Origin of the sequence: Streptomyces sp. NPDC005393 (assembly GCF_040606675.1) — a bacterium.
GTDB lineage: Bacteria > Actinomycetota > Actinomycetes > Streptomycetales > Streptomycetaceae > Streptomyces.
The window spans coordinates 1-24,200 of the sequence record NZ_JBEXFG010000055.1; the positions used below are offsets into that span (position 1 = coordinate 1).

21 protein-coding genes, 1 rRNA gene, 1 pseudogene and 1 riboswitch are annotated in these 24,200 nt (G+C 71.0%); of the genes and pseudogenes, 18 read left to right on the forward strand and 5 right to left on the reverse strand.

Translation table 11 applies throughout. The annotated features are described in order from the left end of the window. The 11 genes from rrf to ABZS71_RS30750 form a co-directional block, all read left to right on the forward strand. Window positions 1–89: ribosomal RNA gene (gene rrf, locus ABZS71_RS30700) — 5S ribosomal RNA — on the forward strand; the annotation flags it as partial. 147 nt (window positions 90–236) lie between these two features. Further along, complete coding sequence (locus ABZS71_RS30705) at window positions 237–845, forward strand: CDP-alcohol phosphatidyltransferase family protein (protein ID WP_355856896.1); 609 nt, start codon at window positions 237–239, stop codon at window positions 843–845. A 111-nt stretch (window positions 846–956) separates the two neighbouring features. Continuing rightward, the gene (locus ABZS71_RS30710; protein WP_355856893.1) at window positions 957–3,452 is read left to right on the forward strand and encodes a mannose-1-phosphate guanyltransferase; all 2,496 of its coding nucleotides are present in this window, start codon (window positions 957–959) and stop codon (window positions 3,450–3,452) included. Window positions 3,453–3,568: 116 nt separating this feature from the next. Next, window positions 3,569–4,495 (forward strand): DUF881 domain-containing protein, encoded by a 927-nt coding sequence (locus tag ABZS71_RS30715; protein ID WP_356215259.1) that lies wholly within the window; start codon window positions 3,569–3,571, stop codon window positions 4,493–4,495. Continuing rightward, window positions 4,492–4,824 (forward strand): small basic family protein, encoded by a 333-nt coding sequence (locus ABZS71_RS30720; protein WP_014058688.1) that lies wholly within the window; start codon window positions 4,492–4,494, stop codon window positions 4,822–4,824. Before ABZS71_RS30715 ends, ABZS71_RS30720 begins: the two co-directional genes overlap by 4 nt. Window positions 4,825–5,081: 257 nt before the next feature. Then, window positions 5,082–6,089, forward strand: coding sequence for a DUF881 domain-containing protein (locus ABZS71_RS30725; protein WP_356215297.1), 1,008 nt, complete (start codon window positions 5,082–5,084; stop codon window positions 6,087–6,089). Window positions 6,090–6,219: 130 nt separating this feature from the next. Next, window positions 6,220–7,071, forward strand: a complete 852-nt coding sequence (locus ABZS71_RS30730) for an FHA domain-containing protein (protein WP_355856886.1) — start codon at window positions 6,220–6,222, stop codon at window positions 7,069–7,071. 17 nt (window positions 7,072–7,088) lie between these two features. Continuing rightward, window positions 7,089–7,841: a MerR family transcriptional regulator gene (locus ABZS71_RS30735; RefSeq protein ID WP_356215261.1), complete on the forward strand. Its 753-nt coding sequence runs from the start codon at window positions 7,089–7,091 to the stop codon at window positions 7,839–7,841. A 52-nt stretch (window positions 7,842–7,893) separates the two neighbouring features. After that, window positions 7,894–8,367, forward strand: coding sequence for a bifunctional nuclease family protein (locus tag ABZS71_RS30740; protein ID WP_014058684.1), 474 nt, complete (start codon window positions 7,894–7,896; stop codon window positions 8,365–8,367). A gap of 194 nt (window positions 8,368–8,561) precedes the next feature. After that, window positions 8,562–9,188, forward strand: a complete 627-nt coding sequence (locus ABZS71_RS30745) for a MerR family transcriptional regulator (RefSeq protein ID WP_355856879.1) — start codon at window positions 8,562–8,564, stop codon at window positions 9,186–9,188. Window positions 9,189–9,596: 408 nt separating this feature from the next. Beyond that, window positions 9,597–11,018 carry a DNA polymerase IV gene (locus ABZS71_RS30750; protein ID WP_355856876.1) on the forward strand — a complete coding sequence of 474 codons (1,422 nt, stop codon included), beginning with the start codon at window positions 9,597–9,599 and terminating at the stop codon, window positions 11,016–11,018. Here ABZS71_RS30750 and ABZS71_RS30755 read toward each other — a convergent pair. Continuing rightward, on the reverse strand, window positions 10,991–11,311 hold the full coding sequence (locus tag ABZS71_RS30755) for a PRC-barrel domain-containing protein (RefSeq protein WP_355856873.1): 321 nt from the start codon (window positions 11,309–11,311) through the stop codon (window positions 10,991–10,993). The two genes, ABZS71_RS30750 and ABZS71_RS30755, sit on opposite strands and share 28 nt — an antisense overlap. 126 nt (window positions 11,312–11,437) lie before the next feature. Beyond that, window positions 11,438–11,535, forward strand: a riboswitch (glycine riboswitch). A gap of 190 nt (window positions 11,536–11,725) precedes the next feature. Here ABZS71_RS30755 and gcvP point away from each other — a divergent pair. Beyond that, the gene (gene gcvP / locus ABZS71_RS30760; RefSeq protein WP_356215264.1) at window positions 11,726–14,638 is read left to right on the forward strand and encodes an aminomethyl-transferring glycine dehydrogenase; all 2,913 of its coding nucleotides are present in this window, start codon (window positions 11,726–11,728) and stop codon (window positions 14,636–14,638) included. Between the two features lie 85 nt (window positions 14,639–14,723). On the opposite strand, the gene ABZS71_RS30765 is transcribed toward gcvP, so the two are convergent. Both ABZS71_RS30765 and ABZS71_RS30770 read right to left on the reverse strand, forming a co-directional pair. Then, window positions 14,724–14,930 (reverse strand): DUF5999 family protein, encoded by a 207-nt coding sequence (locus ABZS71_RS30765; protein ID WP_355856867.1) that lies wholly within the window; start codon window positions 14,928–14,930, stop codon window positions 14,724–14,726. 264 nt (window positions 14,931–15,194) lie between these two features. Continuing rightward, window positions 15,195–15,782: a hypothetical protein gene (locus ABZS71_RS30770; RefSeq protein ID WP_356215266.1), complete on the reverse strand. Its 588-nt coding sequence runs from the start codon at window positions 15,780–15,782 to the stop codon at window positions 15,195–15,197. Between the two features lie 444 nt (window positions 15,783–16,226). Between ABZS71_RS30770 and ABZS71_RS30775 the strand changes: the two genes are divergently transcribed. Then, the gene (locus ABZS71_RS30775; protein WP_355856861.1) at window positions 16,227–17,729 is read left to right on the forward strand and encodes a glutamate--cysteine ligase; all 1,503 of its coding nucleotides are present in this window, start codon (window positions 16,227–16,229) and stop codon (window positions 17,727–17,729) included. Between the two features lie 174 nt (window positions 17,730–17,903). Then, window positions 17,904–18,704 carry a CPBP family intramembrane glutamic endopeptidase gene (locus tag ABZS71_RS30780; protein WP_356215268.1) on the forward strand — a complete coding sequence of 267 codons (801 nt, stop codon included), beginning with the start codon at window positions 17,904–17,906 and terminating at the stop codon, window positions 18,702–18,704. 217 nt (window positions 18,705–18,921) lie between these two features. Here ABZS71_RS30780 and ABZS71_RS30785 read toward each other — a convergent pair whose 3' ends face one another. Then, window positions 18,922–19,737, reverse strand: coding sequence for a PhzF family phenazine biosynthesis protein (locus ABZS71_RS30785; protein WP_356215270.1), 816 nt, complete (start codon window positions 19,735–19,737; stop codon window positions 18,922–18,924). Between the two features lie 149 nt (window positions 19,738–19,886). Between ABZS71_RS30785 and ABZS71_RS30790 the strand changes: the two genes are divergently transcribed. Next, window positions 19,887–20,564, forward strand: coding sequence for a PadR family transcriptional regulator (locus tag ABZS71_RS30790; RefSeq protein WP_356215272.1), 678 nt, complete (start codon window positions 19,887–19,889; stop codon window positions 20,562–20,564). Between the two features lie 51 nt (window positions 20,565–20,615). Here ABZS71_RS30790 and ABZS71_RS30795 read toward each other — a convergent pair. Further along, window positions 20,616–21,033: pseudogene (locus tag ABZS71_RS30795) on the reverse strand (SRPBCC family protein). 225 nt (window positions 21,034–21,258) lie between these two features. Between ABZS71_RS30795 and ABZS71_RS30800 the strand changes: the two are divergent. The 3 genes from ABZS71_RS30800 to ABZS71_RS30810 all read left to right on the forward strand — a co-directional run bounded on the left by ABZS71_RS30800 (window position 21,259) and on the right by ABZS71_RS30810 (window position 24,152). After that, complete coding sequence (locus tag ABZS71_RS30800; RefSeq protein ID WP_356215274.1) at window positions 21,259–21,795, forward strand: Clp protease N-terminal domain-containing protein; 537 nt, start codon at window positions 21,259–21,261, stop codon at window positions 21,793–21,795. Between the two features lie 79 nt (window positions 21,796–21,874). Continuing rightward, complete coding sequence (locus ABZS71_RS30805) at window positions 21,875–22,840, forward strand: EamA family transporter (protein ID WP_356215276.1); 966 nt, start codon at window positions 21,875–21,877, stop codon at window positions 22,838–22,840. A 352-nt stretch (window positions 22,841–23,192) separates the two neighbouring features. Then, window positions 23,193–24,152: a DMT family transporter gene (locus tag ABZS71_RS30810; RefSeq protein WP_356215299.1), complete on the forward strand. Its 960-nt coding sequence runs from the start codon at window positions 23,193–23,195 to the stop codon at window positions 24,150–24,152. Window positions 24,153–24,200 lie beyond the last annotated feature (48 nt).

Below are 24,200 nucleotides of genomic sequence, written 5' to 3' on the forward strand. Positions count from 1 at the left end.
CCGGTTACATTCCGAACCCGGAAGCTAAGCCTTTCAGCGCCGATGGTACTGCAGGGGGGACCCTGTGGGAGAGTAGGACGCCGCCGAACAAATTTCACAAAAGACCCCGAAGGGAACATGGTTTCCCTTCGGGGTCTTTTCGTCGTTATGCGCCCTTGGGCCCGGTGCGGGACCCGGGTGGCCGTGCCGGTAGAGTCATGGAGCATCATCGGCTTGTTCCCACAGGAGGCTCCCGGGTGGAGGTACAGGAGACACGGGTCCAGACGGACCGTGTGCTCACCATCCCGAACATCCTCAGCGCGGCGCGCCTCGTCGGTGTGCCGCTTTTCCTGTGGCTGATCCTCCGGCCGGAGTTCGGCGGGCCCAAGAGCGACGGCTGGGCGCTGCTGGTGCTGGCGGTCAGCGGTGTGAGCGACTATCTCGACGGCAAGCTGGCCCGCCGCTGGAATCAGATCAGCAGCCTTGGCCGAATCCTCGACCCGGCCGCCGACCGGCTCTACATTCTGTCTACACTCGTCGGCCTCACCTGGCGCGGGATCCTGCCCCTCTGGCTGCCCGCGGTACTCCTCGCGCGGGAGCTGGTGCTGCTGGCGATGGTCGGCATCCTCCGCCGCCATGGCTATCCGCCGCCCCAGGTGAACTTCCTCGGGAAGGCGGCCACCTTCAACCTCATGTACGCCTTCCCCTTGCTCCTTCTGAGTGATGGAAGTGGCTGGCTTCACACGACCGCCGCTATTTTCGGATGGGCGTTCGCCGGATGGGGTACAACACTCTATTGGTGGGCAGGAGTCCTCTACGTGGTGCAAGTCCGCCGGCTCGTCAAGGCGGATGCCACGGCCGACTGAGCTCGCCGTTGCGGCAAACCTGTGAGGCCGGGTGCCCGTAGCGATATGTATGGGCCATCGGGCGTGCACGGTCGGCATGACCGTCGTCTCTTCAAGGAGGACGCTTCCGACATGAAGGCCGTCGTGATGGCAGGGGGCGAGGGAACTCGCCTGCGCCCGATGACCTCGACCATGCCCAAACCGCTACTGCCCGTGGCCAACAGGCCGATCATGGAGCATGTGCTGCGGCTGCTGAAGCGGCATGGACTGAGCGAGACCGTGGTGACCGTCCAGTTTCTCGCGTCCCTGGTCAAGAACTATTTCGGTGACGGCGAGGAGCTCGGCATGGAGCTCACGTACGCCAACGAGGAGAAGCCACTCGGCACCGCCGGCAGCGTCAAGAACGCGGAGGAGGCGCTCAAGGACGATGCCTTTCTCGTGATCTCGGGTGATGCCCTGACCGATTTCGACCTCACCGAGCTGATCAATTTCCATAAGGAAAAGGGCGCGCTCGTCACCGTATGCCTGACGCGGGTTCCCAATCCCCTCGAGTTCGGTATCACCATCGTCGACGAGGCGGGCCAGGTCGAGCGCTTCCTGGAGAAGCCCACCTGGGGCCAGGTCTTCTCCGACACCGTCAACACCGGCATCTATGTGATGGAGCCGGAAGTCTTCGACTATGTCGAGCCCGACGTTCCCGTCGACTGGTCCGGCGATGTCTTCCCGCAGCTCATGAAGGAGGGCAAGCCGATCTTCGGCTATGTCGCCGAGGGCTATTGGGAGGACGTCGGCACCCATGAGAGCTATGTCAAGGCCCAGGCCGACGTCCTCGAAGGCAAGGTCGACGTCGAGCTCGACGGATTTGAGATCTCGCCCGGCGTATGGGTCGCCGAAGGCGCGGATGTGCATCCGGATGCCGACCTCCGCGGGCCGCTCTATATCGGCGACTACGCCAAGGTGGAGGCCGGCGCCGAGATCCGCGAGCACACCGTCGTCGGCTCCAACGTCGTCGTGAAGAGCGGCGCGTTCCTCCATAAGGCGGTCGTCCACGACAACGTCTATGTCGGCCAGCAGAGCAATCTGCGCGGCTGCGTGATCGGAAAGAACACCGACATCATGCGTGCCGCCCGGATCGAGGACGGCGCGGTCATCGGCGACGAATGCCTGATCGGCGAGGAGTCGATCGTCCAGGGCAATGTCCGCGTCTATCCCTTCAAGACCATCGAGGCGGGCGCGTTCGTCAACACGTCGGTCATCTGGGAGTCCCGGGGCCAGGCCCATCTGTTCGGCGCCCGGGGCGTCTCCGGGATCCTCAATGTGGAGATCACCCCGGAGCTCGCGGTGCGGCTGGCCGGGGCGTATGCGACGACGCTCAAAAAGGGCTCCACGGTCACCACGGCACGCGACCACTCCCGTGGCGCGCGCGCCCTCAAGCGGGCGATGATCTCCGCCCTGCAGACCAGTGCCATCGATGTGCGGGACCTGGAGAACGTTCCGCTGCCGGTGGCCCGTCAGCAGACCGCGCGCGGCAGCGCGGGCGGCATCATGATCCGTACGTCCCCCGGGGTCCCCGACTCGGTGGACATCATGTTCTTCGACGAGCGCGGCGCGGACCTCTCCGCGGGCGGCCAGCGCAAGCTGGACCGGGTGTACGCGCGCCAGGAGTACCGGCGGGCCTTCCCGGGGGAGATCGGCGACCTCAGCTTCCCGTCGAGCGTCTTCGACTCGTACACGGGCTCGCTGCTGCGGGCCGTGGACATCAGCGGGATCGCCGAGTCCGGTCTCAAGGTTGTCGTGGACGCTTCCAACGGAAGCGCCGGGCTCGTTCTCCCGAGCCTGCTGGGCCGGCTCGGTGTGGACGCGCTGACCATCAACCCGGGCCTGAACGAGTCGCGTCCGACCGAGACCGCCGACGCCCGCCGCTCGGGGCTCGCCCGGCTCGGTGAAATCGTCGCCTCGGCCCGCGCGGCCTTCGGCATGCGGTTCGATCCGGTCGGCGAGCGGCTCTCGCTCGTCGACGAGCGGGGCCGCATCGTGGAGGACGACCGGGCGCTGCTGGTCATGCTGGATCTGGTGGCCGCGGAGCGGCGGAGCGGGCGGGTCGCGCTGCCGGTGACCACGACCCGTATCGCCGAGCAGGTCGCGGCGTACCACGGCACCGAGGTGGAGTGGACGACGACCGCCGCGGACGACCTCACCCGGGTCGCCAGATCGGAGACGACCATCTTCGGCGGCGATGGGCGCGGCGGTTTCATCATTCCCGAGTTCAGCAGCGTCTTCGACGGTACGGCCGCCTTCGTACGGCTGATCGGCCTGGTGGCGCGCACCCAGCTGACCCTGAGCCAGATCGACGCCCGGATTCCGCGGGCGCATGTCCAGCGGCGTGATCTGGCCACTCCGTGGGCGGTCAAGGGTCTGGTCATGCGGCATGTGGTGGAGGCGGCGGGCGACCGTGACGTCGACACCACCGACGGTGTGCGGGTCGTGGAGGCCGACGGGCGCTGGGTCATGGTGCTGCCCGACCCGGCCGAGGCGGTCACCCATCTGTGGGCGGAGGGTCCGGACGACGCGTCCGCGCAGGCTCTGCTCGATGAGTGGTCCGCGATCGTGGACAGCGCGGGGCGCTGATTCACGGGCCGTCCGAGCACGTCTGAGCGCGTCGGGGCGCCGCCCCGAGGCCCCGGAACCGGCACGCCGGTGGGGCCATTGGGTGACGGCGCTCCCGACGTGCGACGATGTGCGGCATGTCGCAGCAGCCCCCCGTTCGGAGCACAGCATCGCCGAGTCCGCGCCCGCGCCTCGACGCGTCCATGTCGCTGCTGACCAATGTGATGGACCACAGTCTTGACGACGGATACGCCGAGGCCACCGCGCGGCGCGGGGAGACGGGCCGCTCCGGTCTGCCGCGTACGCTGCGCGGCAGGCTGGTGCTGGCTCTCGGGCTGGTGATGGTGGCCGTCGTGGTCACCATCGGTGCCGCCGAGGCTCGGATATCGGCGCCGACGCTGGCCAAGGAACGGGGAGAACTCATCGACCGCATCGAGTCGGGGAACTCGAAGGCGGATCAGCTCGCCAAGGGCGTGGACAAGCTCCGCGGCGAGGTGGGGGACAAGCAGCGGCAGGCGCTGGAGAAGCACGGCGGGGCCAAGGCCGATCTGGTCGCACTGCTCGCGGGGGCGAACGAGGTGACGGGCCCCGGTGTGAAGCTGGTGGTCAACGACGCCAAGCAGGCGACGAGCAGCGGCGGGGGACCGCGCGAGAGCGCCGACTTCTCCGATACGGGGCGGGTGCGCGACCACGATATGCAGCGCGTCGTCAACGGCCTGTGGGAGTCGGGGGCGGAGGCCATCTCGATCAACGGACAGCGGCTGACCGCGCTGTCGGCGATCAGGGCCGCGGGAGACGCCATACTGGTCGACAACAAGCCGCTGGCACCGCCGTATACGGTGCTCGCGGTGGGGGACGGGCGGCGGCTGAGTACCGCTTTCCAGGACAGTGCCGACGGACAGTACCTGCATGTCCTGCAGGAGAACTACGACATCCGCACGAGCATCTCCGCCCAGGACACGGTCCGGCTTCCGGCCGCGCCGAGTCTGATCGTACGTACCGCAGAACCGATAGCCGGTGACGCCGGCAAGGGTGTCGCCGACACAGGGAAGGGCACATCGTGATCGCCGTATTGGGCCTCATCGTGGGAGTCGTGGTCGGGCTTGTGGTCCGACCCGTGGTGCCGACGGTGGTCGAGCCCTATCTGCCGATCGCCGTCGTCGCGGCGCTCGACGCCGTCTTCGGCGGCTTCCGGGCCATGCTGGACGGGATCTTCGACGACAAGGTCTTTGTCGTATCGTTCCTGTCCAATGTAGTGGTGGCCGCGCTGATCGTCTTCCTTGGTGACAAGCTCGGCGTCGGCGCCCAGCTGTCGACGGGAGTCGTGGTCGTGCTCGGTATCCGCATCTTCTCCAACGCCGCCGCGATCCGGCGCCATGTGTTCCGGGCGTGAGGCCGATGACGACCGACGAGACCCCTGAGAAGCCGGAGCGCCCGGAGCCGTCCGAGCAGCGCGGTACCCCGGAGCGCCCGGAGAAGCCCGACGCCCCCGAGCGGTCCGAGAAGCCGGAGCAGCGGTCGAAGCCCGAGCGGCCCGAACGGCTCGAGACGCTTGAGCGGACCGGGGTGCCCCGGCAGCCGGAAAAGCCCCGGCAGCCGGCCCAGCCCGAGAAGTCCGAGGCGGCGGCAGGGAAGCCCGAGCGGCCCGAGGTGGCGGCCGGGAAGCCCGAGCGGCCCGAGGCGGCTGCCGGGAAGCCGGAGCAGCCGGAGAAGGGGCCCGAGCGCCGGGGCGAACCGGACCGGCCCAACGCCACCGGGCCCGGGCCCGCCGTCCCCAGGGCCGTTCGCCCCGGGCCCGCGGCGGGCAAGCCCCTGCCGCCGGAGGCGCCGCGCGGCGAGCCCGCCGGCGCGATCCCCGACGACGGGCCTCGGAAGGGGCCCGGAGACCACTGGGAGCCCGCGCCCGAGCCCGAGGCCGGGCAGACGGCCGAGGAGCCGCTGACCGGCCGCCGGCGACTGGTGAAGGGCGTATGGCCGCCCCGGCTGACCCGCGCGCAGCTGATCGTCGCCCTGCTGCTTTTCGGCCTTGGTCTGGGCCTGGCCATCCAGGTGCGTTCGACCAACGAGAACAGCGTGCTGCGCGGCGCCCGCCAGGAGGATCTGGTACGGATCCTCGATGAGCTGGACGCCCGCACCCAGCGGCTGCAGGATGAGAAGCGCCGCCTCGAGAGCCAGCGGACCGAGCTGGAGAACAGCTCGGACCAGGCCGAGGAGGCCCGTAAGCAGACGCTCCAGAAGGAGCAGCAGCTCGGCGTGCTCGCGGGCACGGTCGCCGCCCAGGGGCCGGGCATCACGATGACCATCAACGACTCCCATGGCTCCGTCGAGGCCGACATGCTGCTCGACGCGGTCCAGGAGCTGCGGGCGGCGGGCGCCGAGGCGATCCAGATCGGCAAGGTCCGAGTGGTCGCCAACACGTACTTTTCGGACAGCGGCGGGGCGGTCGAAATCGATGGACGGAAAGTGACGCCCCCGTACGTTGTCAAGGTGATCGGCAAGCCGGAGGATCTGGAGCCGGCGCTGAACATTCCGGGCGGAGTGGTGCAGAGTCTGGAGAAGGAGCAGGCCACTGTGTCCGTCGTGCGGGACAAGAAGATCGTTGTGGATGCCTTGCGATCGGCGAAGCGGCCTGACTACGCTCGGTCGTCATCACGGTGAGGCGGTTCGAAATGAGGGTCTCTCGGGGAGACCATGTGGATGCGGGGGGTCAACGCACCGGAAGAGTCGTGCGTGATGGAAACTGTCTGGTGGTCACGGACGTTGTGAGGATGTCCGGACCGTCTGGTGTGTGCATCGAGGGTTTGTCCTGCCCCACGGGCGGGTCTGTTTCAGTCAAGGGGAATCGCCCGTGAAGTTGTTCGGGAAGTTGTTCGGCAAGAGTGCCCGCCAGGACGGCGGCAGCAGCACCGCTCGTCATCGTGCCCCGCGTAGCGCGGAGGAGAGTGGAGGGGGGACCGAGGAGCGTCCGCTCTTCCGGGACCAGATCGGCGCGCAGGGCGGCGACATTTCGGGCGGCCAGGGCGCGTCTTCTGTTGACCCCTCGGCGGCCGGACGCATAGGTTTCGAGGAACCATCGACCTCTAGTGGTGGAGGGTTCGGTTTGCCTGTTTGCAATAGGTGCGGGCACCGGAACGCCGAGGCCAGCCGGTTCTGTTCCAACTGCGGCGCGCCGCTGCGGGGCGGAGTGCCCTCCGAGCGCGCCTCGGAGACGACCTCGACGATCTCGATCTCCGGCATCGAGGCGTACGACTCCGAGGTGACCGGGCAGACGCAGCTGCCGTCGCTCAGCCCGGAGGCCCAGGCCGCCGTCGAGGCGCTGCCCCTGGGATCGGCCCTGCTGGTGGTCCGCCGCGGGCCGAATTCGGGCAGCCGCTTCCTGCTGGACAGCGATATCACCACGGCCGGCCGCCATCCGCAGAGCGACATCTTCCTGGACGATGTGACGGTCTCCCGCCGCCATGTCGAGTTCCAGCGCGGCCAGGACGGCAGCTTCACCGTCGTGGACGTCGGCAGCCTCAACGGGACGTATGTCAACCGGGAGCAGATCGACGCGCCGGTGGTGCTGTCCAGCGGCGACGAGGTGCAGATCGGTAAGTACCGGCTGGTCTTCTACCCGAGCCAGCGGGGCGTCGGCATCTGACCCGTCAGGGGAGGTCCATGCTTCAGACACCGTCGGGCGGTGCCGATGCCGGCACCGCCCCCGCGGGCAGCCGGTCGATGAGCATCGGCACCGTGCTGAATCTGCTGCGGGACGAGTTCCCCGAGGTCACCATCTCCAAGATCCGTTTCTTGGAGTCGGAAGGTCTGGTGGAGCCGAGGCGCACCCCGTCCGGCTACCGCAAATTCAGCCAGGAGGATGTGGAGCGGCTCGGCCACATCCTCCGGATGCAGCGTGACCACTATCTGCCGCTCAAGGTCATCCGGGAGCATCTGGAGGCCCTGGAGCGCGGGGAGAAGCCGCAGCTCCCCGCCGTTTCGCAAGGGGCGCAGCAGGGTGAGCTGATCGACGGCTGCGCACGGACCGTCCCGGACGGCCCGACGGCCCCCCGGGTGGGCCGTGCCGAGCTGCTGGCGACGGCCGAGGTCAGCGAGGCTGAGCTGGCCGAATGGGAGTCGTACGGGCTGATCGTGCCGGTCGAGGGCGGCGGGTACGACATCGAGGCGGTGACCGTCGCCCGGCTCCTCGCCGAGCTCGGCCGTTTCGGTCTGGAACCACGCCATTTGCGAATCATGAAAGCGGCCGCCGAGCGCGAGGCGGGGCTGGTCGAGCAGGTGGTCGCTCCGCTGCGGCTGCATCGAAATCCGCAGACCAGAGCGCATGCGGAGGCAAGTGCGCGGGAGCTCGCCACGCTCTCCGTACGGCTTCACGCGGCCCTTGTGCAGTCGGCTCTGCGGGCCCAGACGCCCTGAGCGATTCGGCCCCGACTATCCAAACCGGGCGGGCACGTCCTAGGGTTGCTGTGTGAACGAGCTCGACGTCGTGGGTGTCCGGGTGGAAATGCCCTCCAACCAACCGATCGTGCTCCTGCGTGAAGTGGGAGGCGACCGCTACCTCCCCATCTGGATCGGACCAGGGGAGGCGACCGCGATCGCCTTCGCTCAGCAGGGCATGGCTCCGGCGCGCCCGCTGACCCACGACCTTTTCAAGGACGTACTCGAGGCGGTCGGCCAGCAGCTCACGGAGGTCCGGATCACGGATCTGCGGGAGGGGGTCTTCTACGCGGAGCTGGTCTTCGCCAGCGGCGTGGAGGTCAGTGCGCGGCCGTCCGACGCCATAGCGCTCGCGCTGCGCACCGGGACGCCGATCTACGGCAGTGACGGGGTGCTGGACGACGCGGGTATCGCGATCCCGGACGAGCAGGAGGACGAGGTGGAGAAGTTCCGCGAGTTCCTCGACCAGATCTCGCCCGAGGACTTCGGCACCAGCAGCCAGTGACCTGGGTCAGTGAACCGCCGTCCGTGGGCGGTCTGCCGGTCCTCGCCAGCGCATTCGAGTAGCCTTTCCCGGAAGAGGGACACGGGAAACCACCCTCAGGGTGATTATCACTCGGCGTGCCGAGTGTGGCGATCGTTGACGCACCCCGGGTGACTGCCTACCTTCAAGATGGCAGGTCGAGGACGGAGGTCGGCGTGAGAAGCACCGGCGACGGCACAGCGGCCGGCGGTCCGTATACGCTCCCAGGGAGCGCACCGGCCGATCCGGCACTCAAAGCTCGGGTCGCGGCACAGGCCGCGCCGCCGCGTGAGCCCGCCGCGGGGGGGAGGGAGCGGGTCGGTTACCGCGGCCCCACCGCATGCGCGGCCGCGGGCATCACCTACCGCCAGTTGGACTACTGGGCCCGTACGGGGCTGGTGGAGCCGAGCGTGCGGCCCGCGTACGGCTCGGGCAGCCAGCGGCTCTACAGCTTCCGGGACGTCGTCGTCCTGAAGATCGTGAAGCGGCTGCTGGACACCGGCGTGTCCCTGCAGAACATCCGGGCGGCCGTCCAGCATCTGCGGACCCGCGGTCTCGACGACCTCGCCCAGATGACGCTGATGAGCGACGGCGCGACCGTCTACGAATGCACCTCGCCCGACGAGGTCGTCGACCTCCTCCAGGGCGGCCAGGGCGTCTTCGGGATCGCCGTCGGCGTCGTCTGGCGGGATGTCGAGAGCGCGCTGTCCCAGCTGCACGGCGAGCGGGTGGACACTGGCGAGACGCTCGTCGGGCACAACCCCGCCGACGAGCTCGCGGCCCGGCGCAACAAGGCGGGCTGAGGGCGCGGGTCCGAGACGGGCCCCGGCTGGGGCGCGCCGCTGTCGTCGCGCCGCTGTCGTAAGGGAGGGCGCGCGGAGGCCGCTCGGGTTCCCATCCGGTTTGGGGTGCCCCCGGCCCCCGGCTGGGGGCACCTTCCAGCGGTAGCTGGGGGCGAGCCGAAGGGGCGCGCCGCTGTCGAAAGGGAGAGCGCGCGGAGGCCCTTCGGGTTCCCATCCGGTTTGGGGTGCCCCCGGCTCCCGGTTGGGGGCACCTTCCAGCGGTAGCTGGGGGCGAGCCGAAGGGGCGCGCCGCTGTCGTAAGGGAGAGCGCGCGGAGGCCCCGAGGAACGAGGGGTCGAGCACGGTCGACCGTCGACAGTGGCTTGAGCGCCCCGGAGGCGAACCGAGCCCTCAAAAAAAGGGGTAGATGTGAGGGGCGCGCCGACGATTCTGCATCTGGACATGGACGCCTTCTTCGCCGCGGCGGAGCAGGCGGCCAAGCCCAGCCTGCGCGGCAAGCCGGTGATCGTGGGCGGTCTCGGGCCGCGTGGCGTCGTCTCCACGGCCTCGTACGAGGCGCGGGTGTTCGGGGTCCACTCGGCCATGGCGATGGCCCAGGCCCGCCGCCTGTGTCCGAACGCGGCGTATCTGACCCCCCGCTTCACCCTCTACCGCCAGGTGAGCGATGTGGTCATGGCCCTGCTGCACACCCTGTCGCCGCTGGTGGAGCCGCTGAGCCTGGACGAGGCGTTCGTGGATCTGGAGGCGGGCGGCACCGAGCCCAGCGCGCGGGCGGCGCGCGCCGTGGGGGAGCGGCTGCGGGCCGATATCCGGGCGGCGACCGGGCTGACCGGCTCCGTAGGGCTCGCCGGATCCAAGATGCTCGCCAAGATCGCCTCGGAGGAGGCCAAGCCCGACGGCCTCGTGATCATCGAGCCCGGGACGGAGCGGGAGCTGCTCGACCCCCTGCCGGTGCGTACGCTTCCGGGCGTCGGCCCCGCCACGGCGGAGGCGCTGCGCCGGGCCGGGATCCACACCGTGGCCGAGACCCGGGAGGCGGGCGAGGCGGAGCTGGTGCGGCTGCTGGGACGGGCCCACGGGGCGTCGCTGCATCTGATGGCGAGCGGCCGGGACGAGCGGCCCGTGGTCGCCGAGCGGGACACCAAATCCGTATCCGTGGAGGACACCTTCGACGTGGACCTGACCGACCGCACCCGGGTGCAGCTGGAGGTCGCGCGGCTCGCCGACCGCTGTGTCCAGCGGCTGCGCGCCGCGGGCCGCTCGGGGCGCACGGTCGTGCTCAAGGTGCGGCGGTACGACTTCTCGACGCTCACCCGGTCGGAGACCCTGCGCGGGCCCACGGACGACCCGGGGGTGGTGCGGGAGGCCGCGGCGCGGCTGATCGAGGGCGTGGACACCACGGCGGGGGTGCGGCTGCTGGGGGTGGGCGTGAGCGGTCTCGCGGACTTCACCCAGGAGGATCTCTTCGCACAGGCCGCGCAGGCCGCCCACGACGCCCTGGAGGAGGCGGAGCGGGCCTCGGGCGCCGAAATGCCCGAGCCCGCGGGTGCGGGCGCGCAAGGGGCCGCTGAGGGCGCCGGGAAGTCGCGGCGCTGGCTGCCGGGGTCCGATGTGCGGCATGCGGAGTTCGGGGCGGGCTGGGTGCAGGGGAGCGGGGTGGGCCGGGTGACCGTGCGGTTCGAGGAACCCTGGTCGGAGCCGGGGCGGGTGCGCACCTTCCCCGTCGACGACCCGGCGCTGGAGCCGGGCGAGCCGCTGCCGCTGGTACGGCCCGCGGAGCGGGAAGCAGGCGTCGGCGGGGGTCAGCCGCCGGTCACATCGAGCCCGTAGTGGTGGTACAGCTGCAGCTCCTGCTCGGGAGAGAGATGGCGGCCGACCCCGAAGTCCGGCGCGTCCTTGATCAGTGCCCGGTCGTACGGCACCCGGAGCGTGTCGCCGACGACCTCGCTCGGTTCGAGCGGTACGAAGACGTCCCGGCTGAACAGTCCGGTGCGTACCGCCGCCCATTCGGGCTCGCCGGTCGCGTCGTCGAGATAGACCTCGTCCACGGTGCCGATCTTGGCGCCCTCGCGGTCGAATGCCTTGCGGCCGATCAGGGTCCGCGGGTCGATATCGGTCTGCACGCTCTCTCCCACAGGGTGGCAATTCTCCAGTGATACCTACAAAAAGCCACATCGCCGCGCACGGCCACTCGAGCGGTCGGTGACCAGCCCCGGCGACAGATGCGCTGGTACGCTGACTGTGGCTGCAGACCCCGTGCGGGAGAGTCCTCCGCCGACGCTGTCGGAGGCGCCGAAGGAGCAAATCCTCCCCGGAATCTCTCAGGCACACGTACCGCGCGGGCGAGGTCACTCTGGAAAGCAGGGTGGGCCACGGGCGAGTACGGCTCCCGAACCCCTCCTCACCGACGGTGAAAGCCGGTCCGCGGCACGGGGACCGGTGAAGCTCTCAGGTTGAGATGACAGAGGGGGAGGCCGTCCGGGCACCCGCGCCGCGGTGCCCCTCGCCGGTCGTTACAGACCAGGAGGCCCCCGCAGATGACCGCCAACCGCATCTCACTCTCCGACCTGGAGCGCTGTACTCCGTTCGAGCAGCGCCATATCGGTCCCGACAGTGAGGCGCAGGCCAAGATGCTCGCCCAGGTCGGCTTCGGCTCGCTCGACGAGCTGACCGAGGCCGCCGTGCCGGACGTCATAAAGAGCGCCGGGGCGCTGCGCCTGCCCCCGGCCCGCAGCGAGGCCGAGGTCCTCGCCGAGCTGCGCGGTCTCGCCGATCGCAATCAGGTGCTGCCGTCGATGATCGGCCTCGGCTACTACGGCACCTTCACCCCGCCGGTGATCCTGCGCAACGTCATGGAGAACCCCGCCTGGTACACGGCGTACACGCCCTATCAGCCGGAGATCTCCCAGGGCCGGCTGGAAGCCCTGCTGAACTTCCAGACCGTCGTCGCCGACCTGACCGGGCTGCCCACCGCCGGTTCCTCGCTGCTCGACGAGGGCACGGCCGCCGCCGAGGCCATGGCGCTCTCGCGGCGCGCCGGCAAGGTCAAGGAGGGCGTCTTCCTGGTTGACGCCGACTGTCTGCCGCAGACCATCGCGGTCATCCAGACCCGCGCCGAGCCGGCCGGTGTCGAGGTGGTCGTCGCCGACCTGACCGACGGCATCCCGGACGAGGCCGCCGAGCGCGGCGTGTTCGGCGTGCTGCTCCAGTACCCGGGCGCCTCCGGCGCGGTGCGCGACCCGCGCCCCGTCATCGAGCGGGCCCATGAGCTCGGGGCGATCGTCACCGTCGCCGCCGATCTGCTCGCGCTCACCCTGCTGACCCCGCCCGGCGAGCTGGGCGCGGACATCGCGGTCGGCAGCAGCCAGCGGTTCGGCGTGCCGATGGGCTTCGGCGGCCCGCACGCCGGCTTCATGGCCGTACGGGAGTCGTTCGCGCGCAACCTGCCCGGCCGGCTCGTCGGCGTCTCCGTGGACGCCGACGGCGACAAGGCGTACCGGCTCGCGCTGCAGACCCGTGAGCAGCACATCCGCCGGGAGAAGGCCACCAGCAACATCTGCACCGCCCAGGTCCTGCTGGCCGTGATGGCCGGGATGTACGCGGTCTACCACGGCCCCGACGGGCTCGCGGCCATCGCCCGCCGCACCCACCGCTACGCCGCCGTCCTCGCCGAGGGGCTGCGGGCGGGCGGTGTCGAGCTCGTGCACGACGCGTTCTTCGACACCCTCACCGCGCGGGTGCCCGGCCGCGCCGCCGTGGTCGTCGCCGCGGCCCGTGAGGCCGGGGTCAACCTGCGGCTCACCGACGCCGACCACGTCGGCATCGCCTGTGACGAGACCACCGGACGCGCCCAGCTCGCCGCCGTATGGTCCGCCTTCGGCGTGGACGGCGGAGCCGGCGACGGCCCCGGCGTCCCCGGTATCGACGAGCTCGATGCCACGGCGGGCGAGGCGCTGCCCGCGGGTCTGCTGCGCACCGACGCGTATCTGAGCCACCCGGTCTTCCACCAGCACCGCTCCGAGACCGCGATGCTGCGCTATCTGCGGCGCCTGGCCGACCGGGACTACGCCCTGGACCGGGGCATGATCCCGCTCGGCTCCTGCACCATGAAGCTCAACGCCACCACCGAGATGGAGCCGGTCACCTGGCCCGAGTTCGGCGCGCTGCACCCCTTCGTGCCGGTCGAGCAGGCCCATGGCTACCTGACGCTGATCCGCGAGCTGGAGGAGCGGCTGGCCGAGGTCACCGGCTACGACAAGGTCTCCCTCCAGCCGAACGCCGGATCGCAGGGCGAGCTGTCCGGGCTGCTGGCCGTGCGGGCGTACCACCGGGCCAACGGGGACAGCCGGCGCACCGTCTGTCTGATCCCGTCCTCCGCGCACGGCACCAACGCGGCCAGCGCCGTGATGGCCGGCATGAAGGTCGTCGTGGTCAAGACCGGCGAGGACGGCGAGGTGGACACCGACGATCTGCGCGCCAAGATCGAGCAGTACGGCGACGAGCTGGCCGTCCTCATGGTCACCTACCCCTCCACGCACGGGGTGTTCGAGGAGCACATCACCGAGGTCTGCGCGGCGGTGCACGACGCGGGCGGCCAGGTGTACGTGGACGGCGCCAACCTCAACGCGCTGGTCGGGCTCGCCGAGCCGGGCCGGTTCGGCGGCGATGTCTCGCATCTGAATCTGCACAAGACCTTCTGCATCCCGCACGGCGGCGGCGGCCCCGGCGTCGGCCCGGTCGCGGTGCGCGAACATCTGGCCCCCTACCTCCCCAACCATCCGCTGCAGCCCGCCGCGGGTCCGGCCACCGGCGTCGGCCCGGTCTCGGCCGCGCCGTGGGGCTCCGCGGGGATCCTGCCGATCTCCTGGGCGTACATCCGGCTGATGGGCGCCGAGGGGCTGCGCCGCGCGACCCAGGTCGCGGTGCTCTCCGCCAACTACATCGCCAAGCGGCTGGAGCCGCACTACCCGGTGCTCTACACCGGCCCCGGCGGTCTGGTGGCCCATGAGTGCATCGTCGATCTGCGGCCGCTCACCAAGGCGACCGGGGTGACCGTCGACGATGTGGCCAAGCGACTGATCGACTACGGCTTCCACGCGCCGACGATGTCGTTCCCGGTCGCCGGGACGCTGATGATCGAGCCGACGGAGAGCGAGGACCTGGCGGAGCTGGACCGGTTCTGCGAGGCGCTGATCGCCATCCGCGCGGAGATCGAGAAGGTCGGCTCGGGGGAGTGGGCCAAGGAGGACAACCCGCTGCGGAACGCGCCGCATACGGCCGCGTCGCTGGGCGGGGAGTGGCACCACCCGTACACCCGGGAGGAAGCGGTCTTCCCGGCCGGGGTCGTCGCTGCCGACAAGTACTGGCCGCCGGTACGGCGGATCGACGGGGCCTTCGGGGACCGTAACCTCGTCTGCTCCTGCCCGCCGCTGGAGTCCTACGAGGGCTGACGGGGGGTCTGCGACCTCGTCAGCGGGGCCGGTTCGGCGATGCGCCGGGCCGGCCCCTGTGTGTGGTGCCGCCCACGTGTCGAAGCTAGGCGGCGGTCGCGATGTGCTCGGAACCCAGCGGCCGGCACGGTGCGATGACGCGCCCGTCCGGCAGCAGCTCACCGGTGTCCTCGAAGAGCAGGACACCGTTGCACAGCAGGCTCCAGCCCTGCTCCGGGTGGTGCGCCACGAGATGGGCGGCCTCCCGGTCGGCGGATTCGGCTGACGGACAGGGTGGTTGGTGCTGGCACATGGCAGGGTTCTTTCGCTGCGGAGTGGTGATTGTCCTGCGGCTCGCTGCGGCTTTCATGGCCGCCCCCCGTGGTGAGTTGGTCGGTTGGCTCCCAGTGTTGCCCTACGGGTCTGATTCCGCAGGGATTTCGTGGCACCGGTCTCGCTAGATAATGACGCATCACCCGTCCGGACGGTTCATCCCGGCGGGACTGTTACCAGGATGCGCCGAAGCGCCCCGTGACCCGGTGGTCACGGGGCGCTTCGGCCGTGATGAAAGAGCAGGTCAGGCAGGTGAGCCAAGCAAGGGAGCCGGGGTCAGCCGGAGGGTGAGCACGGGCAGCAGATCCGTTGCGGGGTGTGCCCGGTGGGCGGCGATACCGGGCGGGGCCGGGGCGAGCGGCACCAGCAGGTCGCCGGCGCCCAGACCGCCCTCGGCGGCGTCCGCGGCGGTGTCGCCGTGCAGCCAGAGCGTGACCATGTAGAGCTCGGGGATGGACAGCAGCCGCGGCTGGTACGCCGAGGGCAGTGACTCGGCCTGACGCAGGGCCAGTTCGGCCGATCCGACGTACGGGCCCTCGGAGAAGTGCGAGAAGGCCCAGCCGTCGGCGGTGAGCATCGCCTCCGCCGCGGCCACCGTGCGGTCGCCGTCGCGGATCAGGAACCGCCATCCGGTGAGCCGGGTCCGTGGGGGGCCCGCGGGGGTGGTGATCTCGTCCATCACATGGACGGGGAGCGGGAGTTCGGGTTCGAAGGGGCCGGGCAGGGTGGAAAGTTCGGGAGTGCGGGCCTCGCGGACGGCGGTGGGGGAGCCAAGGGCCGTGAGGACGCTGCGCAGGGCGGGCGCGGGGGCCGGGGGCACATGCAGCGGCATGGTGGGTCGCCTCTCACTTAGGAGACACGGTGGAGCGATAGCGGGCCAGGTCGGGGCGGCGCTGTCGGTGGAACGCGGGTCAAAGGGGGCCGGAACAAACGGTCCGGGCGTTGTCTCTCTGCCTCGTTAGCCGGAGTTTATACGACGAGTGTTCCCGTCATGTTTCGGCTAGCCGCACCCCGTATTGCGTACAAGGGGTTATCAGGACCCGGAGGGCGCGGGGGTTTTCCCCGATTCCATGCCAGATGAACGGATATGACCTGGCATTTTACCGCCATCGCGGTAGGCTGGATCTCGCCGGTTCATTTCCCGGCGGAATGCGCGGCTCTTGAGAGAGTACCGGCTGGGCGAGGCGCATGTGGCGTTATCGATCACATTGGTGGGCATCATCGAGGGCGGTGTACGCGGCTTGTGCCGGTGATCCACTCGAGGAGGGACGCTTCGATGGGGGAGAAGGTCGTAGCCGGCGAGTTCGATCCGTCCGGTCGGCAGCGGCAGCGCGGACGGCTCCGGCAGTGCCTCGACGGGCTGGGCCGGCTCCTGGCCGACAAGCGATTCGACCGCCCGAAGAATCTCATGGGGCTGGAGATCGAGCTGAATCTCGCCGGTGCCGACGGGCTGCCGAGGATGATGAACGCGGAGGTTCTGGAGCGCATCGCGAGTCACGATTTCCAGACCGAACTCGGGCAGTGCAATCTTGAAGTGAACATCGTGCCGCACCGTTTGCACGGACGGGTTCTCGACCGGCTCTCGGAAGAGCTCCGGACCGGGTTGTCATATGCCGATCGCAAGGCGCGGGAGGTCTCCTCCGAAATCGTGATGATCGGAATTCTTCCGACCCTCGCCGCCCGGGACCTGGGATCCGCGAACCTCTCCTACGACGATCGCTACAAACTCCTCAACGAGCAGATGCTGGCCGCCCGCGGCGAGGATTTCCTCGTCGACATCGAGGGGAAGGAGCGATTCAGCTACGCCAGCGCCTCCATCGCCCTCGAGGCGGCCTGCACCTCCGTGCAGCTGCATCTCCAGGTCACCCCGAGGCGCTTCGCGGCCGTGTGGAACGCGGCGCAGGCGGTGGCCGGCGTACAGGTCGCCGTCGGCGCCAACTCCCCCTTCGTCTTCGGCCGGGAGATCTGGCGCGAGTCCCGGCCGCCGCTGTTCCAGCAGGCCACCGACGTCCGCCCGCCGGAGTACGCGGCCCAGGGCGTGCGGCCGCGCACCTGGTTCGGCGAGCGCTGGATCAGCGACGCGTATGAGCTCTTCGAGGAGAATCTGCGCTTCTTCCCACCGCTGCTGTCGACCGGCGGGGACGAGGACCCGCTGCGGGTGCTGGACGAGGGCGGCGTGCCCGAGCTCCAGGAGCTGGTGCTGCACAACGGCACGATCTACCGCTGGAACCGGCCCGTCTACGACGTCGTGGACGGCGTTCCGCATCTGCGGGTGGAGAACCGGGTGCTGCCCGCGGGCCCCACTGTCACCGATGTCATCGCCAACGCCGCCTTCTACTACGGACTGGTCAGGGCGCTCGCCGAGGAGACCCGCCCGGTGTGGACACGGCTGCCGTTCACCGCCGCCGAGGCCAACTTCGACGCGGCGTGCCGGCACGGCATCGACGCGGTCCTCCAGTGGCCCAGGTCCGGCCGGTCCGCGTCCCTGGCCCGGACCCCCGCCGTACGGCTCGTACGGGAGGAGCTGCTGCCGCTCGCCGCGTCCGGGCTGGACGCGTGGGGTGTCGAACCCGCCGACCGCGACCGCTATCTCGGAGTGATCGAGGAGCGCTGCAAACTGCGCGTCAACGGCGCGTCCTGGCAGGCCGCGACGTACCACCGGGCGCTCGGCAGCGGGCTCGGCCGGGACGCCGCGCTCGCTGCCGTGACCCGCCGGTACATCGCCCTGATGCGGACCGACGCACCGGTGCACACCTGGCCGGCCGATCTCTCCGGGTGACGGCCTCCGGGGACGGGGCGGGCGCCGGTCAGTCCGCCCTCCCCTTCACCTCCGGACAGCGGCCGTCGGAGTGGTCGAACGTCGCGGACCTCGACCCCGTATTGTCCCCTGCGGAGCGACCATCGAGGCCAGAGCGATCGGAGTGGCCGGTGGTGCGCGGAAGTGGAGGCAGAAGTGCGGTCACAGGCGCGCGAAGCGGAGCCGCCGGTGTTCGAGGACGGGCTCTCGCGGCGGATCCTGCGCAATGAGACGCTGCTCGTACTGGCGCTGTCGCTCGGCGCCAGCGGACTGTCCGCGCTGATCAGCTTTGTCGGCTCGGTGACCAAACCGGGCGGGCTGAAGGACCAGGCCGCCACGCTCAACGCCTCCGAGGCGCCGGGGCGGCCCTGGCTGGATCTCGCCTGGCAGCTCTTCGGGATCGCGACCGCGCTGGTGCCGGTCGCGCTCGTGGCGCATCTGCTGCTGCGGGAGGGCGCCGGGCTGTGCGCGATCGGCTTCGACCGGCGCCGGCCGCGCTCCGACCTGGGCTGGGGCGCCGCGGTCGCGGCCGCCATAGGCGGCACCGGACTGCTGCTCTACCTCGGCGCGCGGGCCGCCGGGGGCAATCTGACGGTGGTGCCCGAGGCGCTGCCCGATGTGTGGTGGAAGATCCCCGTGCTCATCACCTCCGCCGTGCAGAACGCGGTGCTGGAGGAGGTGGTCGTGGTCGGCTATCTGCTGCGCAGGCTCGGGCAGTCGGGCTGGACCCCGATGGCCGCGCTGCTGGCCAGCTCGGTGCTGCGCGGTTCGTACCACCTCTACCAGGGGATCGGCGGCTTCTTCGGCAATATGGCGATGGGCGTGGTCTTCGTGCTGCTCTACCGCCGGTGGGGGCGGGTCGGGCCGCTGGTCGCCGCGCATGCGCTGATCGACATCGTGGCCTTCGTCGGATACGCCCTGCTGGCGGGCAAGGTGGACTGGCTGCCCACCGCCTGAGCGGCGCACGCCCTGCCCTGTCACCGTCCCCGGCCGTCCCCGGCCGTCCCCGGCCGTCCCTGGCCGTCCCCGGCCGGCGACCACGGCGATATCCGGAGCGGGTGCGGCCTCCGGCGGCCGCTGTCCTGATGCCCGCTGGGCCGGAGGGCCACGCGGGGTCCGGCCGCCGCCGGGCGGCCGGGGTGCACGGTGGCGGGGAGCGGGCCTGCGTGGTGGCTCAGACCAGGAGTTCGCCGTCGATGACCGTGACGGCGTTGCCCGTCAGCAGCGTGCGGTCGCCGCGCAGCGCGGTGTGGACCAATCCGGTGCGAGCGGACGCCTGGAGGCCGGTCAGCTCGTCGCGGCCGAGCCGCGCCGACCAGAACGGCGCGAGCGCGGTGTGCGCGCTGCCGGTCACCGGGTCCTCGTCGATGCCGATGGCCGGGCCGAAGACGCGCGAGACGAAGTCGTAGCCGCGGGCCGGGTCCTCGGGGAACGCGGTCGCGATGACGGCCCGGCGGACGAGGTGGGTGAGCGCCGCCAAGTCGGGGGCGAGGGCCCGTACGGTTTTCTCGTCGGCGAGCTCCACCAGCAGATCGCCGACGTTCGGCCCGGTGTCATGGGCGGAGCGGATCTCCGCGCCGAGCGCGTCGGCCGCCGCGGTCGGCACCTCGATCTCGGTCAGCGGGGCGGTCGGGAAGTCCAGGGTGATCGCGCCACTGTCGTCGCCGGTCGCGGACAGCACTCCGCTCAGGGTGGCGAAGCGGACGGTGCCGGTCGCGGTGCCCGTGGTGCGCAGCACATGGGCGGTGGCGAGCGTGGCATGGCCGCACATGGCGACCTCGGTGGTCGGGGTCAGCCACCGCAGCGCCCAGTCGGCCCCGGCCCCGGCGGGCAGCGGGTGGGCGAAGGCGGTTTCCGAGAGATTGACCTCGGAGGCGACCTGCTGCAGCCAGTCGTCGTCCGGGAAGGCATCGGTGTCGAGGAGTACGACCCCCGCCGGGTTGCCGGCGAAGGGGCGGTCGGTGAACGCGTCGACGATTCGTATCCGCATGGACCGACCGTAGGCGGCGGGCGGCGGCGCGAGCCATGGCCAATTTCCGGGGGGTGGACCTGCCGGGAGGGATCCGGGCGTTGTCATCCGATCGGTTCCGATATATCGTTGAGGCATCGTGATGGATCGATGATGAAAGGAGCGTCACGATGCGTTCCCATGGACACGGACATGGACATGGACATGAGCACGGTGGGCCCGGCCACCGCGGCCGGGGTGACCACGAGGGGCGGCGCGCGGCCTTCGGCCCGTTCGGCCCCGGATTCGGCGGACCGCCTTTCGGCGGGCCTCCGTTCGGTGGCCGTGGCCGCGGCGGACCCGGCGGCCGTGGGCCGCGCGGGCGGGCGCGGCGTGGCGATGTACGCGCCTCGATCCTGGCGCTGCTGAAGGACCGCCCGATGCATGGCTACGAGATGATCCAGGAGATCGCCGAGCGCAGCGGTGGAGCGTGGCGGCCGAGCCCCGGCTCGGTCTATCCGACGCTGCAACTCCTCGAGGACGAGGGGCTGATCGCCAGCGAGAGCGAGGGCGGCAAGAAGCTGTTCGCGCTCACCGAGGCCGGTCGCGCCGAGGCCGAGGCGGGGCCGGCGGCCCCGTGGGAAGAGGCCGGGCGCGGCGTCGACTGGGAGGCGATGCAGGAGGTCCGGCAGGCCGGATTCGGCCTGATGGAGGCGTTCACCCAGGTCTGGAAGACCGGCACGGCGGAGCAGCGGCGCAAGGCCGTCGCCGTGATCAACGAGTCGCGCAAGCGCATGTATCTGATCCTCGCCGAGCACGAGGACGACGGCGGGGACGGTGGCGAGCGCGCTCCGGGCGGCGAGGGTTGAGTCCTGCCGGAGGAGGGGGCACGGCCGTGCGGGGGTGACGGGGCGGAGATCTCAGGCGACCAGCGCGCCGAGTCTGCGCAGCGACTCGTCCAGCGCGCCGGCTGCCGAGTCCTTCAGCTTGCCGGCCATCAGCGAGACCGCCCGTGAACGCGACGCGCACCGTCGTCGCGTCGCCGTCCGGGGTGAGCGCGTAGCGCGTCGCGAGGCGCACGCCCATCGGGCCCTTGCCCCGGGTGGTGAGCAGCCGGGCCGGCTCGTACTCCTCGACGGTCCAGGTCACTTCGGCCGGAAAACCCATCAGCTTCATGTTCTCCTGGTAGGTCGTCCCGGCCTCGAGGGAGGCGGGGCCGCCGTGCGGGAAGCCGGTGTGGGTGGCGTTCCAGTCGCCGTACGGGGAGAAGTCCGTGAGCGTGGCCCAGACCTTCTCGGCCGGTGCCTCGATGCGTAGCTGTGCGCTGACCTCGGGCATGGGCCATCCCTTCCGCGGGTACTGCGGGCAGGGCGCAACGTAGCCCCGGGGTGGCGAACCTTCAATACTGACGTCTCGTCAGTTTCCGGGTGCGAAGTGCGACCGGAATGTCGCGGTCCTCCTCCCCGAGGATGAGGGCCGGTCAACCATGCACAACTACCGTGGGATGTGCACATGCTTCTCGGCGTGGATGCTCCGGCCTCAAGGGACTGATGGGGTGAGAGCGTGCGAAGTCGTACCCCTTCCACCGGCCCGGCCGACGCCGGATTCGCGGGCCGGCTCAGCGAACCACTGACCGCTGTGGTCGCGGGTGCCCGCAGGCGTGCCGTACGCGACGGCGACAAGCACCTCGACACCGCCCATCTGCTGCACTCCCTGCTGGAGTCCGACCCGCGCGTGCGGGCCGCCTTCGCCGGTGGCCCGCCGCAGGTGGTGCGGCTGCTCGGCTATCTGGTGCAGCGCACCATCGGATACGGCCTGCGGTGGAGCGGCACCGTCGAGGACTCGGGCGCGGTGCCGGTGGTGGGGCGCGCGGAGGAGGCCGTGGCCGGCTGGTCGCCCGCCGCGGTGGCGGCCATGGAGGCGGCGATCCGGCGCGCCGCGGCCCGTGGCGCGCTCCGGGCCGACGGCCCCGACCTCCTCGCCGCCCTCCTGCGCGACCGGCAGTGCCGGGCCGTGGAGGTGCTGCGGCGGGCGGGGGTCGATGTCGACCTGCTGGTCATGGCCCTGAACGGCGAGGTGTGCCAGCAGTCAACGGGATGACGGTCCTGACGTGAGCTGGCATGATGAGCCGGTGCACGTAACTCACGGTCGGAGCCGGCCTCAGGAACGGAACGTCGGCTTGGGGCTCGCCCTGGCATCGGCACTGGCGTTCGGCGGATCGGGGGTCGCCGCCAAGCCGCTGATCGAGGCGGGGCTCGCACCGCTCGAGGTCACCTGGTTGCGGGTGACGGGCGCGGCCCTCGTCATGCTGCCCCTGGCCTGGCGCCACCGCCGGCTGCCGGCCCGCCGCCCCGCCCTGCTCCTGGGGTTCGGCCTGTTGGCCGTGGCGGGTGTGCAGGCGTGCTTCTTCGCGGCGCTCTCCCGGATACCGGTGGGCGTCGCGCTGCTCGTCGAATACCTCGCGCCCGCCCTGGTGCTGGGGTGGGTGCGGTTCGTCCAGCGCCGGCCGGTGAGCCGCGCCGCGGCGATCGGTGTCGTCCTCGCCGTCGGCGGGCTGGCGTGTGTGGTGGAGGTGTGGTCGGGGCTGAGCTTCGACGCCATCGGTCTGCTGCTCGCCCTCGGCGCGGCCTGCTGCCAGGTCGGCTACTTCGTCCTCTCCGACCACGGCAGCGACGGCCAGGACGCGGCGGATCCGCTCGGTGTCATCGCCTACGGCCTGCTGATCGGCGCCGCGACCCTCACCGTCGTCGGCCGCCCCTGGCAGATGGAGTGGTCGGTCCTCACCGGCCGCGCCGACCTGGCCGGGGCGCGGGTGCCCGCCGTTTTGCTGCTCGGCTGGATCGTCCTGGTCGCGACGGTGGTCGCCTACCTCACCGGTGTCCTCTCGGTCCGGCGCCTCTCGCCGCAGGTGGCGGGCGTGGTCGCCTGCCTGGAGGCGGTCATCGCGACCGTCCTGGCCTGGGTGCTGCTGGACGAGCACCTGGGCACGGTGCAGGTCGTCGGCGGTGTGGTGGTGCTGACGGGCGCCCTCATCGCCCAGACGTCCGCCCCCAAGGCGGCCGCGGCCGAACCGGTGGCGGCGTCGGGGCCGATTCCGGCGGACGGAGACCGGGAGCGTGCGACGGAGGGCCCGCCGGTCAGCTGAGCGGCGGGCCCTGGCGGCAAGGCGGGCCGGTCCACGATGTGGGCTGGTCAGCGGGGTTCTCGGCGGTGGGCTAGCATTCCGATCATGCCGATGACTGTTCTTCCGCCTCCCGCCGCATAGCGCGGGCGGCCGCCGCCTTGAGGCCGTGGCCCGGGTTCTGATCCCGGGTCGACCGGTCCGTTCAGGCGCGCGCGATGCTGCGATGCCGCGGCGTACTCAGGCGTACGACTCCCACGCCCGTCCCATGATGGCGGCGGGCGGGGTGCGGTGCCGTCGAGTCGCCCGCCCATCGGCTGCCCGCATACGGAATGACGCGATCCCTTTTCTGTCTTCCGCGGGAGAACACCTCGTGCTGCCTTCTCTTTCCCCTTCCCCCGCCCTGCCCGTGGGCCGTGGGCTGTTCTATGTCATCGTCGCCGCCACCTCCTGGGGTACCGCGGGCGCGGCCGCCGCGCTGTTGTACGGCAACAGCGGGCTCGGCCCCCTCGCGTTGACCTTCTGGCGGGCCCTGGGCGGGTGTGTCCTGCTGCTCGCCGCCCGGGCGGTCCGGGCGCGTCACCGGGCCGGGCGCGCTACGCCGCGCCCGTACGAGCCGGCCGGGCGGCGGGCCGTGCGGATCCTTGTCACCGGTATCGGCCTGACCGTCTTCCAGGCCGCCTACTTCGGGGCCGTCGAGGTCACCGGGCTCGCCGTCGGGACCGTGGTCACGCTCGGCGCGGCGCCGGTGATGGTCGCGCTCGTCGGACGGGTGACCATGGGCGAACGGCTGGGCGCCGGTGGTGCGCTGGCCGTCGCGGGCGGGCTGACCGGGCTGCTGGTGCTGGTCCTCGGCGGGGACGGGGCCGGGACCGTACGCCCCGCCGGGGTCGTCCTGGCGCTGCTCGCCGCGGCCGGGTACTCCACCATGACCCTCTACACCCGCCACCTCGGCCGCGACGGCGGCGGCGGTGACCCGCACACCACCACGCTCACGTCCTTCGCCGTCTGCGCGGTGCTGCTGCTGCCGTTCGCCGTCGCGGAAGGGCTGTGGCCGCAGGCGCACGGCATCGTACGGACGCTCGGGCTGATGATCTATATGGTCGCGATCCCCACGGCCCTCGCGTACGGCCTGTACTTCGCGGGCCTCGCCGCCCTCCGTGCCACCACGGTCACGGTGATCACGCTCATCGAGCCGGTCACGGCATCGGTCATCGCGGTCGTGCTGCTCGGCGAGCGGCTGACGGCCGCGACCGTGGTCGGCACGGCCGTCCTGCTGGGTGCGGTCGGTGCGCTGGCCGTGGTGGAGGCGCGGACCACCGCCCCGGCCGGCTGATGACCGCGGCGCGCCGCCCGGGCACGCCGCGGTCAAGGCCGCGGCGTG

What these genes read in the sequence shown, in the direction of transcription:
- ABZS71_RS30710 (WP_355856893.1), top strand. Translation starts at nt 957, where the DNA reads ATGAAGGCCGTCGTGATGGCAGGGGGCGAGGGAACTCGCCTGCGCCCG.
- ABZS71_RS30715 (WP_356215259.1), top strand. Translation starts at nt 3,569, where the DNA reads ATGTCGCAGCAGCCCCCCGTTCGGAGCACAGCATCGCCGAGTCCGCGC.
- ABZS71_RS30735 (WP_356215261.1), top strand. Translation starts at nt 7,089, where the DNA reads ATGCTTCAGACACCGTCGGGCGGTGCCGATGCCGGCACCGCCCCCGCG.
- gcvP (WP_356215264.1), top strand. Translation starts at nt 11,726, where the DNA reads ATGACCGCCAACCGCATCTCACTCTCCGACCTGGAGCGCTGTACTCCG.
- ABZS71_RS30765 (WP_355856867.1), bottom strand. Translation starts at nt 14,930, where the DNA reads ATGTGCCAGCACCAACCACCCTGTCCGTCAGCCGAATCCGCCGACCGG.
- ABZS71_RS30770 (WP_356215266.1), bottom strand. Translation starts at nt 15,782, where the DNA reads ATGCCGCTGCATGTGCCCCCGGCCCCCGCGCCCGCCCTGCGCAGCGTC.
- ABZS71_RS30775 (WP_355856861.1), top strand. Translation starts at nt 16,227, where the DNA reads ATGGGGGAGAAGGTCGTAGCCGGCGAGTTCGATCCGTCCGGTCGGCAG.
- ABZS71_RS30785 (WP_356215270.1), bottom strand. Translation starts at nt 19,737, where the DNA reads ATGCGGATACGAATCGTCGACGCGTTCACCGACCGCCCCTTCGCCGGC.
- ABZS71_RS30790 (WP_356215272.1), top strand. Translation starts at nt 19,887, where the DNA reads ATGCGTTCCCATGGACACGGACATGGACATGGACATGAGCACGGTGGG.